Source organism: Spartinivicinus marinus, assembly GCF_026309355.1.
Taxonomy (GTDB): domain Bacteria; phylum Pseudomonadota; class Gammaproteobacteria; order Pseudomonadales; family Zooshikellaceae; genus Spartinivicinus; species Spartinivicinus marinus.
Genome location: NZ_JAPJZK010000001.1, coordinates 3,674,652 through 3,688,579, shown reverse-complemented (window position 1 = coordinate 3,688,579; position 13,928 = coordinate 3,674,652). Strand labels below are relative to the sequence as shown.

The 13,928-nt window shown below is 35.9% G+C and carries 14 protein-coding genes; 5 read left to right on the top strand and 9 right to left on the bottom strand.

Features of this window, described 5'->3' with window-relative positions; genetic code table 11:
* Positions 1 to 23: 23 nt before the first annotated feature.
* The 5 genes from OQE68_RS16540 to OQE68_RS16520 form a co-directional block, all read right to left on the bottom strand.
* On the bottom strand, positions 24 to 281 hold the full coding sequence (locus tag OQE68_RS16540) for a hypothetical protein (RefSeq protein ID WP_180571042.1): 258 nt from the start codon (positions 279 to 281) through the stop codon (positions 24 to 26).
* Between the two features lie 552 nt (positions 282 to 833).
* The gene (locus OQE68_RS16535) at positions 834 to 1,589 is read right to left on the bottom strand and encodes an MlaA family lipoprotein (protein ID WP_180571043.1); all 756 of its coding nucleotides are present in this window, start codon (positions 1,587 to 1,589) and stop codon (positions 834 to 836) included.
* Positions 1,590 to 1,652: 63 nt separating this feature from the next.
* Positions 1,653 to 2,936, bottom strand: coding sequence for an alpha/beta fold hydrolase family protein (locus OQE68_RS16530; protein ID WP_219340199.1), 1,284 nt, complete (start codon positions 2,934 to 2,936; stop codon positions 1,653 to 1,655).
* 131 nt (positions 2,937 to 3,067) lie between these two features.
* A complete protein-coding gene (locus OQE68_RS16525) occupies positions 3,068 to 3,361 on the bottom strand; it encodes a DUF1244 domain-containing protein (protein ID WP_180571044.1) in 294 nt (97 codons plus the stop codon).
* 35 nt (positions 3,362 to 3,396) lie between these two features.
* Positions 3,397 to 4,224 (bottom strand): alpha/beta fold hydrolase, encoded by an 828-nt coding sequence (locus tag OQE68_RS16520; RefSeq protein WP_180571045.1) that lies wholly within the window; start codon positions 4,222 to 4,224, stop codon positions 3,397 to 3,399.
* Positions 4,225 to 4,463: 239 nt separating this feature from the next.
* Here OQE68_RS16520 and OQE68_RS16515 point away from each other — a divergent pair, with 239 nt between their 5' ends.
* From OQE68_RS16515 to OQE68_RS16500, 4 genes are all read left to right on the top strand, one after another.
* Entirely contained in the window at positions 4,464 to 5,183 is a 720-nt protein-coding gene (locus OQE68_RS16515) for a type 2 periplasmic-binding domain-containing protein (protein ID WP_266195702.1), read from the top strand.
* A 165-nt stretch (positions 5,184 to 5,348) separates the two neighbouring features.
* A complete protein-coding gene (locus OQE68_RS16510) occupies positions 5,349 to 6,122 on the top strand; it encodes an MBL fold metallo-hydrolase (protein WP_180571047.1) in 774 nt (257 codons plus the stop codon).
* Between the two features lie 159 nt (positions 6,123 to 6,281).
* Positions 6,282 to 6,872, top strand: a complete 591-nt coding sequence (locus OQE68_RS16505; protein ID WP_180571048.1) for a TetR/AcrR family transcriptional regulator — start codon at positions 6,282 to 6,284, stop codon at positions 6,870 to 6,872.
* Positions 6,873 to 6,996: 124 nt separating this feature from the next.
* The gene (locus tag OQE68_RS16500; protein ID WP_180571049.1) at positions 6,997 to 8,109 is read left to right on the top strand and encodes an alkene reductase; all 1,113 of its coding nucleotides are present in this window, start codon (positions 6,997 to 6,999) and stop codon (positions 8,107 to 8,109) included.
* Positions 8,110 to 8,186: 77 nt separating this feature from the next.
* Here the strand turns inward: OQE68_RS16500 and OQE68_RS16495 are convergent, their stop codons facing one another.
* Together OQE68_RS16495 and OQE68_RS16490 are read right to left on the bottom strand one after the other, a co-directional pair.
* Positions 8,187 to 8,723 (bottom strand): hemerythrin domain-containing protein, encoded by a 537-nt coding sequence (locus tag OQE68_RS16495; RefSeq protein ID WP_180571050.1) that lies wholly within the window; start codon positions 8,721 to 8,723, stop codon positions 8,187 to 8,189.
* 177 nt (positions 8,724 to 8,900) lie between these two features.
* Positions 8,901 to 9,278: a lysozyme inhibitor LprI family protein gene (locus OQE68_RS16490; RefSeq protein WP_180571051.1), complete on the bottom strand. Its 378-nt coding sequence runs from the start codon at positions 9,276 to 9,278 to the stop codon at positions 8,901 to 8,903.
* 295 nt (positions 9,279 to 9,573) lie between these two features.
* Here OQE68_RS16490 and OQE68_RS16485 point away from each other — a divergent pair, with 295 nt between their 5' ends.
* Positions 9,574 to 9,825, top strand: a complete 252-nt coding sequence (locus OQE68_RS16485; RefSeq protein WP_180571052.1) for a hypothetical protein — start codon at positions 9,574 to 9,576, stop codon at positions 9,823 to 9,825.
* Between the two features lie 67 nt (positions 9,826 to 9,892).
* Here OQE68_RS16485 and OQE68_RS16480 read toward each other — a convergent pair whose 3' ends face one another.
* Both OQE68_RS16480 and OQE68_RS16475 read right to left on the bottom strand, forming a co-directional pair.
* Positions 9,893 to 10,876 carry a hypothetical protein gene (locus tag OQE68_RS16480; RefSeq protein WP_180571053.1) on the bottom strand — a complete coding sequence of 328 codons (984 nt, stop codon included), beginning with the start codon at positions 10,874 to 10,876 and terminating at the stop codon, positions 9,893 to 9,895.
* Positions 10,877 to 11,012: 136 nt separating this feature from the next.
* A complete protein-coding gene (locus tag OQE68_RS16475) occupies positions 11,013 to 13,913 on the bottom strand; it encodes a methyl-accepting chemotaxis protein (RefSeq protein ID WP_180571054.1) in 2,901 nt (966 codons plus the stop codon).
* Positions 13,914 to 13,928: the final 15 nt, after the last annotated feature.

The following is a 13,928-nucleotide window of genomic DNA, read 5'->3' as shown; positions in this document are numbered from 1 at the left end:
TTTTTCTTAACTATAAACTTCACTTACAATCGCATATCAATGACATTTTTCAGCTCACCCTCAAAGTCATTCGCTGGCAAGTTATAATCTAAAATTCGCTGTAGTGCTTCATATACTATCAACCAAGACCATAAGCTATACTCCATTTTTTTCTCCGGCAATTTAGCAAAACTATCATTAAGTAATTGGGAATATCGCTCTTTAATTAAAATAATCTGATCTGGCAAACTTTGATTATCTGAGAACTTACTAGCTAGCTTATTATCTCTTGTTAGGTACATATCTTACACCTCAAGTCAAAAAGATCTTGAAATTAGTGGTAGATAAAAATAAATACACCCTAACTAAAGCAAGTAATTTGCCAAACCACTTAAGCGCTTTAAACTACCCCTTATTTGGTGAGTAGAATACAATTTTTATGAAGCCAAGTCCCATTACTGTTTAATTCAAAGACACTTTTAGTATAATGCTTATAGTCCATTCATAAAGGATACAAACCAACCACAATCCATAATTAAATGTTAACAAAATAGCAAGAATACTCTCAGCGAAGGTTATATACTCTTCGCGAATGATTTTTACACCTAAAAATCATTCATGATGGGTATATAGTCAATGCAAGTGGTTTATAGGGAGTTATGCCATGTAATATCTCTATAATTTCGTTGGCAGCCAAACCGTAAAATCACTAATAACAAAAGCGTAACAATTCTCAGACGGGTGAATTAATATGACATATTAGTCATATCACCGTATATTTGCAATGTTAATACTCCTTTTACTTCACCTACTATTACTGCTGAGCTAAACAGGATATATAAGCTTAACTCATTTTAATGTTCACGTTGTTCGCTTAGAGCATTAACCTCTAGTTTCAACATACGTGACTGTCTATATAGATAACGTACCATATCATACTCAAAAGGTGAGTCTAGTGAACCATAACGAAATGGAATTTGATGACGGCGATCAATAGCATTTAACGCGAAAACAGCCGGATGGCTAACAGTAGTACGAGGTATTGTTAACCAATTAACCTGGTTAAGTAAAAAACTATCCACAATGAGCCCAGCCATATCCCTAAGATTGGTTGGCCCTAATATGGGTAATACAATATAAGCGCCATCATTGACTCCATAAAATGCTAGCGTATGACCAAAATCAGCATTGTGTCGCTGCATTCCAATATAACTGGCTACATCAAATGCCCCCAATATACCAGCGGTAGTATTTATCAATAAACGTCCAGAGCTGTATAAAGTCCCTTTCAAATTGAATTGCAACCCATTATTGACAATGTTCGCCACCTCAGAAACATTATCAAGCACTTTACTCACTCTATCTTGAATGAACTCAGGAATTAAATACTCATAAGTAGATACAACGGGTAAATACACATTTTCATCAAACTGCCTGTTAAACTTATATAAAATTCGATTAGCCGGTTCTAATGGGTCATATGCATCTATAAAATTGATATCCTTTATTGTAGCCTCTCTGGCTTCATTTCCCCAAAAATCAAGGCTTTCAATAGGATTTTCTCGTTCAGCGGCTAAACAGTGTATACTTACAAATAACCAAACACCCATCAAGATTCTTTTTTTAATTTTAAGCATTTTTATATACATTTATAGTATCGGTAGTTGTACCTGTTACTTATATTTTAACAACTGTAATAAATCATCAACGTTCTGTTGATAGTTAAGGTTTCCGCAATGGCCACCATAAGGGTATAAAGTTAGTCTTTCACCAAAGGTTTTAGTTAAAAACTGTATATCTTGATTTGATAAAATAAAATCATCTTTATTAGTAATAACATAAATATTATTTGACTGAGACAAGTATTGCTTCAACGCTTTCAAACTATTTTTCTTAATAATTTCACCCAAAGGCATCCCTACATAAGGTGCTACAAACTTATTTAAATAGCAGTGAAAGTTACATAGTAGTGCTTGCTTAAAAAAGTGAGTCATAGATGCACTAATATTCAGTTCTGCTTTTGGATCAATATAAACGCCAAGTTTGTTGATTTGATCCACCACAAAACTCATCTCAGCCACACTAAACCGAAAGCTGGCAGCAATCAGCAATGCCATTTCCTCTCTAGTTAATGCTTGCCCAGAACCTTGAATATCAAAAAATAGGCCTTGCTCAATTGCTATGTAACCTTGGCTGGCAAAAAAGGCGGCTAACTTAGTAAACATTAAGTTAAAAAAGCCTTCTGCACTATTGACATTATAAGCCTTTGCTAAAGCCAATTTATCAAGTGCTTGTAATGATGTATACAGATCCACAGGTGGATTGATTAAAACCACTTTCGAAAATTTAAAGGTTTTTATGGTCGAATCTAAATAGCTAACAAATGCAGCCTGTAAAGCACCTAGACTATAGCCAACTAAAAAATTGCCCGTTATTTTTATTTTATGGTTAACGTTAAGTTGAGCCACTGTTTTTTGCATCACTTGGTATAAGTCACTTGCGTCAGTTTTACTTAAACCTGGTCTCGCTTGTGGGGCAGCCGCTGCAATAAAGTCATAGTTAGTAGGAGAAGATAATAAAGCAACATGAAAACCTGCTTGATAAAATATCTTTTTCAAAAATTGCATTTTCTGGCTTTTATAGCTGGCACCAGTACCTGCTATAACAAAAATTAACGGTGCAGCCTCTGACTGATAAGCAACAGGCACAGTAAAGTCTTTCACATCCCATAGGTTATTTGGTAAGTTATCTCTAATACCCCTAACAATAACAGTCTTTTGTTGAATTTCGCTGTCATTCAATAACTTTGGTCGGTATTCTGGTGGCGAAGTGGCTATTGTTGCAAAAAAAGGGTTTTTAATTGGAAATCCATATTCAGAGGCTACTGCTGTAACACAAGTGAATGAAATTAAAAGAAATAACAATAAATACCTTTGTTTTTGCTTTATCACAAGCATAATCAGTACAATCCGTTGCTTTTAGAAGTCATCCATCATATGTATAAACAGGCGCACTGTGCACGAATATTATTCGTGCACTTTATCAACTTAGCTATATTTCAAACTACATTGATAACCAATGCTTACCTTCACTTCTTTGTTTTATTAAATTCCGCTAACTGTTCTGCACTCGCTTCTTTCTGATACTTCTGTTTCCACTCTGGGTAAGGCATACCATACACCATTTCTCTGGCTTGCTCATACTCTATTTCAGTACCTTGCTCTTTTGCTGCTTGTACATACCACTTACTCAGACAGTTACGACAAAAGCCAGCCAGGTTCATCAGGTCAATATTTTGTACATCTTTGCGGCTATCTAAATGCGCTACCAGTCGTCTAAATACAGCAGCTTCTACCGCAGTTTGTTTATCTGTTTGTTCCATGCTCATTCACTAATTTAGTTAGATTTAAGCTCTTATCATAACCTCTGAATCAAACTTAACAAATCCTGCTTTATCAACTTCTGGTTTTCCCATAGGATAAAATGGCCTTCTCCAGCTACAGCATTTAAGCTGACTGCTTTGCCCATTAACTGTTGTACAGCGTACTCAGCATTACCAAAATAGGCTAATTTATCCTCTTTACCATGAACAATATGAACCTTAGCCTTAAGCTTTGACCAGTCATCCGCCATTTTTTCCAGCTCATTAGCCAAACTAAATATTTCTTGGTTAGCTTTTAATAGCTTTTCTGGTACAAACCAGCGGATCACAGGCCACTCAATCACTTGGTTATACCAGCGAGGAGATTCAAGACTTGGATCTAGAGAAGCAGCCACTAGCATAATACTCGCTACTTGGACAGGATAATCGATAGCCATTTTGGTTGCTAGGGAGCCTCCTAATGAGTGTCCCACCAAAATGATTTGTTTGTCAGTTTCTAACAAAGGTTTTAGCAGTTTTGCCTGAGTAGCCAATGAAGGGCTGACTGTAGCTGATGACAGGCCAAAACCAATACGGTCCACAGCCACTAGCTCTGCTTGTGTCATCAATTGCTCATCAGCTAAATAATAGGAATAGTTTTGCCACTGCCCAGGCGTACCATGGATAAAAATCACCCTAACAGCAGCATCCGAGTTTCCAGTTTTAACATAGTGTAACCTTTGCGGCTCAGCACCTATAAAATAAGAATTAGCATTCACATCCACTGATGCCTGAACTAATTGAACCCACTGATATCCCGATACAACTAATAAGCTAAACGAAAGGATGGTCGTGATACACAATCGCCACCATAGCGTAAACATACTCTAAACCTCCACTATAACCACCTAACGTTGCATAAGCTCTCAGTCCAGAATTGCTTCACCCTATACATAGAAGCAATTAGAGTAAAGCAATGTTTATATGACCCAGCTTAACAAACAAATGTTTCAGCTGGAGGAAAATTCCAGTCATCAACCCTACACTTATAAGCAACGTAAGCTCCAGGCAGTAGAACACAATGGCTAGTAACTTCAGTTTTTTTTATCAAGTATGTTGCTGGGTGTTACTCATCGGAATAAGCCATGCAAAGGAACCTAACCATTTAATCATTGGTGTAGAAAAGCTCAATTACTTTCCTCACTATAGCCATGAATATGGAAAACTAGTTGGCTACACACGAGAGGTTTTCGATGCTTTTGCCAAAACCCATCATTACACTATTGAATATCGCCTTTTAGCTGTGAGCGAACTTTATACAGAGCTACTGCAAACACAATCAATAGACTTTAAATACCCTGATAACCCACAGTGGAATTCAAAAGGAAAAGAAAATATAAAGGTACATTACAGTCAATCGGTCAGCCAATATATTGATGGTATTATAGTTATGCCAGCAATAAAATCTAAAGGCCTACCTTTTTTAAAAAACCTGGGAACTATAAAAAATTTTACCCCATGGGGATATACTGAACTAATTGAGTCTGGACAGATTCAACTACATGAAAGCGAAACAATGATAGAATTACTATCTCAAGTAATGTTTGGTAAAATCGATGGGGCTTATGTTAATATTGCAGTTGCAAGGTACCATTTAAATTATACAATTCACTCACCTAAGGCATTAGTGTTTAATAACAAACTACCTTATATAAAAAGCTCATATTATCTTTCTACTGTTAAACACCCAAAAACTATCAAAATATTTAATCAGTTTTTAACTGTCGAAGCACAATTGATAGACAAACTAAGAAAAAAATATAATGTAAGTGTCGAATTTTAAACCTTTTATAACAATAAGCATACATCTAAAATTCGCTAAACATATATATTCCTTGTATTATGTCGTGTATATAATATAAAAATACAATCACTATTGGTATTAACCTACGCTATGGACTGCATTGAACAATTTGGGCCAGTTACCGCTCTACACATGGGAAGACCCATGTTCAAATTTATGCCTCCAGTAATGACCGTCAGATGTTATGCTGTTGATGGAATCATGATAGACACAGGCATTTATAGCAAGCATCGCCGAGTACTCAAGTTTGCTGATGAACAATCGATTCGCAAAGCGATTATTACCCATCACCACGAAGATCATACTGGCAGTGCCAGCGCTTTAGTTGATGCAGGGTTTACCGTACTTGCTTCACCAGCTAGCGCGACTAAAATGGCCAGAGGCTTTAAATATAAACTTTATCACCAACTGGTATGGGGGAAAGCCCCCACCGTTCAAGTTGACTGTTTAGACGACATTATTGAGACTGATCATTATCAATTTAAAGTTATCCCTGCTCCTGGCCACTGTGATGACCAAGTTGTTTTTTTTGAAGCTAATGAAGGTTGGCTATTTTCTGGCGATGCATTTTTAGCAGATAAAATCAAACTTTTTAGGGGTGACGAAGATTTCGCTAAAACGGTAGAAAGCCTGAAAAGATTGGTGACTTTAGAGTTTGAGCATTTGTTTTGTGCTCACCGCCCAGTCATGGAACAAGGCAAGCAAGCGCTACAAAATAAACTTAATTACTTAATAGAGCTAGAAGGGCAAACCCGCTATCTTCATCAAAAAGGTTACTCAATAAAAGCCATAAGCCAACAACTGTTAGGCAATGAGGACAGCCTACGTACTTTACTTACACGGGGTGACATGTCAAAGCAAAATGTCATTCGCTCAATATTGTTTGGCTCTATCCCCAGGGAAGAAGGGAAGCTTTGATAGACAGCGGCTCTTCACTAAGGTTATTAGTCATTGATTGCTAACCATTATAGACATCCCTCAAAAAACACCATATAACCAAACCCTAGGAATGACTATGATTATTTGATCTAACAAGTTTTATAGACGACCGGTCTAATCAGGTGCTAGTATTTGAACATGACACGTAGTGAACATCAAGATACCCGAGAAACCATCCTGAATGCTGGTGAGCAGTTAATTCTCAGCAAAGGCTTTTCTGCAGTAGGGTTGGCACAAATCCTAACACAAGCCAATGTCCCCAAAGGCTCGTTTTATCATTATTTTCGCTCTAAAGAGCAGTTTGGTGTAGAACTACTCAAGCGTTATTTTGACGATTACAACAAACTGTTGAAAGATCTATTTGCTCAGCCTGAAAAAACAGGCAAGCAACTATTAATGGAATATTGGCAGCGTTGGTTTGAAAATCAGGCAGCCATTTGTTGCGATAGACAATGTATGGCAGTAAAGCTTTCTGCTGAAGTATCTGACTTATCCGACGATATGCGTTTAATATTAAAGTCAGGCATTGATTCAGTCATTCAGAAAATAGCTGCCTGCATCGAACGAGGTGTTAATGATGGTTCACTATCTGAACACTTAGATCCACACTATACAGCATTTACTCTTTATCAGCAGTGGATGGGAGCCAGCCTAATCACAAAAGTACGACGAGATAAGTCAGCTATTACCAACGCTATGGCTTTAACTGAGTGTATATTGACCAAATAAAATTTGATATTTATTACGCATTAATAACAAACCCAAAATACCGTACTGAGGCCTGGCAAAAATACAGTCCCGCCTCATTTTTTTCTACCTAACAACTAGACGACTGGTCTACTAAGGAAATATTATGCCATCCAATCAACTATTGTCTCCATTCCAGGTGGGTGATTTAGCACTACCAAACCGAGTCATCATGGCTCCTTTAACTCGTTCCAGGGCAAGTGCAGGAGATGTACCTAACCAGCTAATGGCACAATACTACACCCAGCGAGCCTCAGCAGGATTAATCATCTCTGAGGCCAGCCAAATTTCTCCACAGGGCCAGGGCTATGCCTGTACTCCAGGTATTTATAGCCAGTCTCAAATAGCTGGTTGGCAGCAAATTACTCAAGCTGTTCATCAAGCAGGTGGACGCATGGCTATTCAGCTATGGCATGTTGGGCGTATCTCTAATCGACTATTTCAACCTAACAACGAAGCACCCGTGGCCCCTTCAGCAATCAAGGCTGAAGGGGCCAGAAGTTATAAATTACAAGAAGGCAAATTAACCCGTATTAGCACTGATACACCTAAAGCCCTAACAGTTTCTGAAATTCAAGCAATTATCGCCGACTATCGGCAAGCAGCCCTTAACGCAATGGAAGCTGGATTTGACTTGGTTGAGCTCCACGCAGCTAACGGGTACTTACCAGACCAATTCTTGTCTACCAACAGCAATCATCGGACCGATCAATATGGTAGCTCTATCACCAACCGAGCGCGCTTCACTTTAGAAATTATTGATACTTTAATCGATGCGATAGGCGCTAATAAAGTGGGTGTTCGGCTATCACCCAAGGGGGCATTTAATGATATTGATGATACTGAATCAGAGACAATGGCAATTTATTTAGCTGAACAATTCAATAAACGGCAAATAGCCTACATTCATATCAATGAGCCCACTTGGGATAATGGCCAACCATATGAAATTGAATTTCGCCAGCAATTACGCCAAGTATTTCAAGGGCCTATTATTGTTTGCGGGGCTTATACACAGGCCAGTGCCGAACAAGTCATTAACAGTGGGCATGCAGACCTGGTAGCTTTTGGTCGGCCTTATATTGCTAATGCTGATTTAGTAGAGCGGTTCCAGAATAACGCCGAACTTAATCTACCTCAGCAAGAATCATTCTATGGAGGTGATGAAAAAGGTTATACTGATTATCCGTTATTAGAGCATGAAGCAGAGCCAGTTTAAGGGTACTGTTATAAATACGACAAATGAAGGCCCCCTACTCCTCCTTTGTTTGTCGCTTTTAATTTGATGTTTATTAGTTAATTCGGTGACGCTTTCTCAATACATTCAATATATCTTTTATAAAGCATTACTTCTTCTGTTTGAATCCGGTGCCCCAAAACCCCAATAATATTACCTAAGGCTTTGGCAAACTCCATAATTTGATTATCATATTCACCATTTTCAAACTTATCAAAAAAAGTTAATGCATCTTTAGAAATACTTAGCATATCTTGAGCATAGCCTTCCGCAAGCTCACTAAAGTGATGCTCCATTAAAACAGGATATAATAGCTCATCCTCTTTTTTTAAGTGAGATAAAATTAATTGCTTTGCCTTATATAACTTTGTTTTACAGCGAGCAGAGCCAATCCCTTCATACATCGCCTCGTCCAATAAGCGCTGAATGGCTCTATGCTCAACAACAAAACTATCAATAAGTGCTTGGCCTTGCTTGTCCATTACTGACATCGTCTTTCTTACTGATAAGGATATACAAACAGTATACACCCTCTGCATCAAAACCACTAAGGAGTAACAAAACTGGTAGCCATCGCCTTCCCACATATAGCTCATACCTACACTGCTATGCAGTCATCAGTAATGCTTGTTAGTTACGAACAGCTCTTTTAAAGGCTTGCTCTATAGTTCAAACTCAAACCACCTTTTCAAAAACAAGGCTCGCTGCTTAATAAATGGGGTCATTACAGCATCCAGATCACCAGCTTTCAACAACCGATACATAGTGCCTTGTTAAGGATATTTATCGCCCAAAAATTCAGCCATAAATTCAACCGTAGCATCTCTGGTTTTCAGCCACTCTTTTTGTGACTTTTTAAGCAACTTTTTTTCTTTCTTGTTCAACTTAGTATTGAGCTTCTTATAGTAAATATTAAGCTCCCTATCCCACAAATCAACTCCAATATAACATGGCACTCCTCCTGTACCACCACCAGTATTGGCTAAGTAGTCATCAATATACTTTGCTATTTCACTTTCAAATTTATCAACAGAGCTAAATTCACTAAGCACTTTAAAGTCATTAATTTTTTTGTAGTCAAAGTTGAATGAATAGACTTGTGAACAGTTAAAAAACAAGAGAACAAAACAAGGTCTTAATACCTTTAACATGTTATATACCTATAATAAAGTGTTTTGAATTATAATACTTTAATTATACCTTCTACATTCACTAAACTATAGCCATGAAACAATATATTTTAGTCATAATAGCAAACAAGCTATCCATGACAATCAACTTAAAATAAAGCACTATATTACCTCTCTACATGCTAGAGTAAAATTCAACCAATTAAAGAATAAGGCTGAAGACCTTAAGAAGCTTCTATCATCCGTACTTTCTTTATACTCAGCCTACCTTCATGACTTTAAAATTTTCATAAAAAAACATAACATTTGTAATAACATGCTTATTAGTGAAATAAAGAAAAAAGCTCCTATTAGTAAAATCAAACCAAAGAATATTCTAATACGCCAAGTGACTATTGAATTAGCAAAGTTTAATGCGGAAGGTTTATCTCAAGATATCATTGATCACTTAAATAATGAGCCTGCTTTTCAATACTGTTTCTCATTAAGGGCAACATGGAATGAATTTTCTTCGCTAGATGACGTAGAAGTACTTACAATAGATAATATGTTGAAGCATTTAGAATAAAGGTATTTGTTTAAACAAGACTATTTTTCAGCCAGATAGAAGCCTGAAGGACTCTTAAAGATAAAGCCTAAAAGTTGAACGTTAGCTGCTGATTATCAGTGATCATTTCAACCACGGACTCTTTTTTATTTTCTGCTAACGAATAAAACGCATTCTGCCCAGCACTAACCTTTATTGATACTCGCTTACCCTTACCGATGTAATCACCATTAACAAAGTGCTCCGCATCATCACGATTGCTTAAAATTACTACCTCAAAAGCATTAATCCCTAATGCCTGATTAATCTGTTCATTAATATCAGCACTAAAGGTACCTGTAAATCGTACATTAACAGCAAACTGGGCATTACCATTCAAATCGAGTGAAAAACTTAAATAACTATGCTCAAGAATGGCTACCTTTGCAACAGGCAAACTTTTCTTCGCTTTAACCAACACCATTTTTTCAAGGGGCACTAACCCCATACAATCATGGATGCTCACTCGTGTACCACAGCGGAATGAACCTTTATAATCCATCGTTTTAACTGTCGAGACTTCTTTTGTATAACGCTCTAAAATAAGTTCACGCAAGGCTAGTAACTGGCTATCTTTTTGACTGCGAGTGCGCTTGAAACTACGCTTTAAACCGTCCAGTTTGGCCGTCAGGTGAGTCAACTGCTCATGAGTCGATGTACCATTTAACTCAAGTCGACTAATATTAGTTGCTAGGTCTTCAAGGTCTTGAAACAACACTTGAGGGCTACTCTCACTAGGTGAAAGTACTTCATTTGTTATTTCAGCGCGCTTACTCCTAAGTAATGCAGCTTCAAGCACTTGAATTTTTTGCTTATACTGCTCTTTGTATTCAGCTAAGCGTTTGGTTTTCTCTTTCTTTTCAAGCTGTAAGTTACGACGCCTATTTTGTATCTCATTGATTTCTATCAAAATAGACGCTGTGTCGTACTTTTCATAGATTGCTGCTTTACTTCTTTCCTCTTCGACAGTCAGTAATGCACTCTGGGTGTGGAATGTTACCAGCAACAATAACATTCCTAACCATCTATTCATTATTTACCCCGTGTAATACTCTAACTTAATATAGTTATAGAATAGACTAGCTCTGAGCCTATAGTTGGTCAATAAAACATCAGATATCGTAGAATTAGTGACACAAAGATGTCGCTTCTATGAGAGCGATATAAAGCTAGTCATCTTCTTTAAAGAATGCCATCAATCCTTCTAACTCTTTTGATGCATTATACAACTCTCGTGATGCTTTTTGATTTTCAACCACATTCGAATCAATTACAATTATTTCTTTATTAACATTTTTGATATTCATATTGACACGAGATGCTTCTTCAGATGATTTCTTAATTAATTCAACAATAGAAACTATATGTTTTTCGCATTCACTAGCATTTTCGCTCATGGTTTTAGTGGCTAATAAATTATTCTCTATTGATTTAGAAATTTTCTTAAAGTTCGAGGTAACTCTATCTGTGATAGTATCTGCATTTGAGCAAGAACTTGAAATAGACTCTATATTAGTTGAAACATCTTTAACTGTAGTATCTTGTTGCATTAATAGCTTTGCAATTTGAAGATTATTTTCATTTACCTCTTTCGTCCGTTCAAATGAGTTTTCACAGTTTTCCATTACTGATTGTAAACGGGTCTGAGCTACTTTCACCAAACTGGCGAGCCTAGCATTTGCATTCTGTGTTTGAATGGCTAGTTTTTTCATTTCTTCAGCAACAACTCTAAATCCACCAGACCCCTCTTCTATTTGACAAGCCTCAATTGCTGCATTTAAACTAAGCACATTTGATTGAGTAGATATTTCAGATATTTTATCAATAAAGCTAAATATCTCCTCAGTAACATCTTCCAACTCATTTAAAACATCTAAGGTTAACTGCACACTTGATTGAGATCTTGTTGCTGCTTGGCTTGAATGTTCCGATAAGGCATTAATTTTATTAATATCACTTGAATATTGATTCATTTGCTGTGTAACTTTGTGAATACTACTAAAAATATTCTTTAAAATTTGAGCCAGCTCATCAACCTCTGAATCACTAAATTTTGACAGATCATCCAAATCTTTTAAAAGATCTACTATTTTATCTATTGAAATATTTACTTCTCCTATATTATTAGACGTAGACACCATTGCTTCAGCTACTGAGGAAACATTAGTAGCCATAACATTTGAGCTGTTTGATATTTCACTAGACTGTGATTTCAAATATTCAGAGCTTGAAGCAATAACTTTAAATGACTTTGCAAATCCATCTGCTTGATTTTTTTGCCTAACAGCCAACTGTTTAGCATTACGAATTACAGATGAAATTTTATCTTGAAATAAATCTTGAATTGATTTTGCCATTACACCAATTTCATCTTTTGCCTGATAACGACATTTATAACGAAAATTCCCTTTAATCAATTCAGCCATTGTTACTTTGAATTCAATTAACGGCCTGCTAATAGAATAAAAAATAATCACCCCAACAATAAATGCAAACAAAAAACTAATAACACCTAATAGTACTTGTACATTTTTCCAAAAAACTGTGCTTTTATTACTTTCCAGCAATGCCGATTGCACTTCTTTCTCCAAGTTTATGGCTGTATTTGTAATATTTTCATCTAACAGTTCTATTAAGTCATATAAATTACTGCTTTCATTACTTGTTGATGCAACAAACATTTTGTTTATATTATCAGCTGAAGTCAGTTCTCTATTTTTTAACTTAATCAGAATAGGTAGTTTCACTCTCAAAGACGACAGTATTGAAATAATATGGTTACTGGCATCACTTTCAGGCAATGATGAAAGACCAACTAAAGCTTGGTCGATGTATTCAGTAATATCTACCAATGCATACTTAGTTTGTTTTATTTTTTTACTTAAAAGAACTTCTTTTACTAATTTCTCTATTTCTAAAACCACAGACTTTACTTGCAATACTACACTAACAGTTTCTAATGACTTTTCTGTTGTATGAGTTAGTTCTTCAAGGCCAATTTTTATTGCGTTTTGGGCCGAAGTAACTTGAGCACCAATATTTTCTTCAACTTCATTAACATTGACTTCAACTTCAAAATTAATCGTATCAAAAATGGCGCTAGAATACTCTTCAAGCTGTTCAAACTCGCTGTTAATTTTTTCATATATATTAGTTAATTTTATTTCATCCAAAACTTCTTCATCTGCTTTTAAAGCTTTTTCTTTTTCATAAACAAGAGTATTTACAATAGCGTTCACTCGATTTAGCCTAGCCAAAAATTCAGCAGCATCATCCTCCTTAAAAAAACCTGCCAGATTACCTCTCAACCTATCGAAAGTATCGTTAATATCTATCTCAATATATTTTAGCTCATTAAGCTTTCTCACTAAAAGCAAGTCTTTACTCTGCAAACCTAGTAGCATTATAGATTTTTGAATTACATTTTCCTTTTGCAATACAGACAATGTATTTTTCGCACTAGAGGCAAGCAAACTCACTTGATTATTAATAATATCTCTATTTTTATCTAACAGTTGCTTACTGGAACTAAATGACGAGGCTGTATTAACTTTCACTTCAAATGTCAAGGAGTCAACAAGCGATATGACATTTTCACTAATCACAGAAAAATCATCCCTTAACTCAACAGCTAAACGAGAAAGTTTTTCTTGATACGCTAAAAAATTACTTTTTTCTATCGCAAGTTTATTTTTAACAGAGCTAATTAATGTTAAAACCTGTTCATTATTGGTGCTAGTAATATTAGATAGCTTTTCAATATGGTTTTTTATAGATTCTTCACTATTTGCAAAGTGGATATCATTAGTTACAGTTCTAATCAAACTTAGCTGCTGACTTAGAATTTTTTGTTGTTTATTTGCTACTGAAATAACTTTGGTAGTGTCAATTAAACTCTTACCAAGTTCATTCTGTGCATAGTACCCACCTCCTGCAATCAACAGTGTCAGCATGCATAAAAAAGCAAATCCCCCTATTAATCTCCATCTAATTGAAATATCTTTTAAATAGAACCTGCTCTGCTTATCCTCTTCGTTTTTAGTTAATTTAGGTTCATTATTATTATTCATTAATGATTCTTTAAT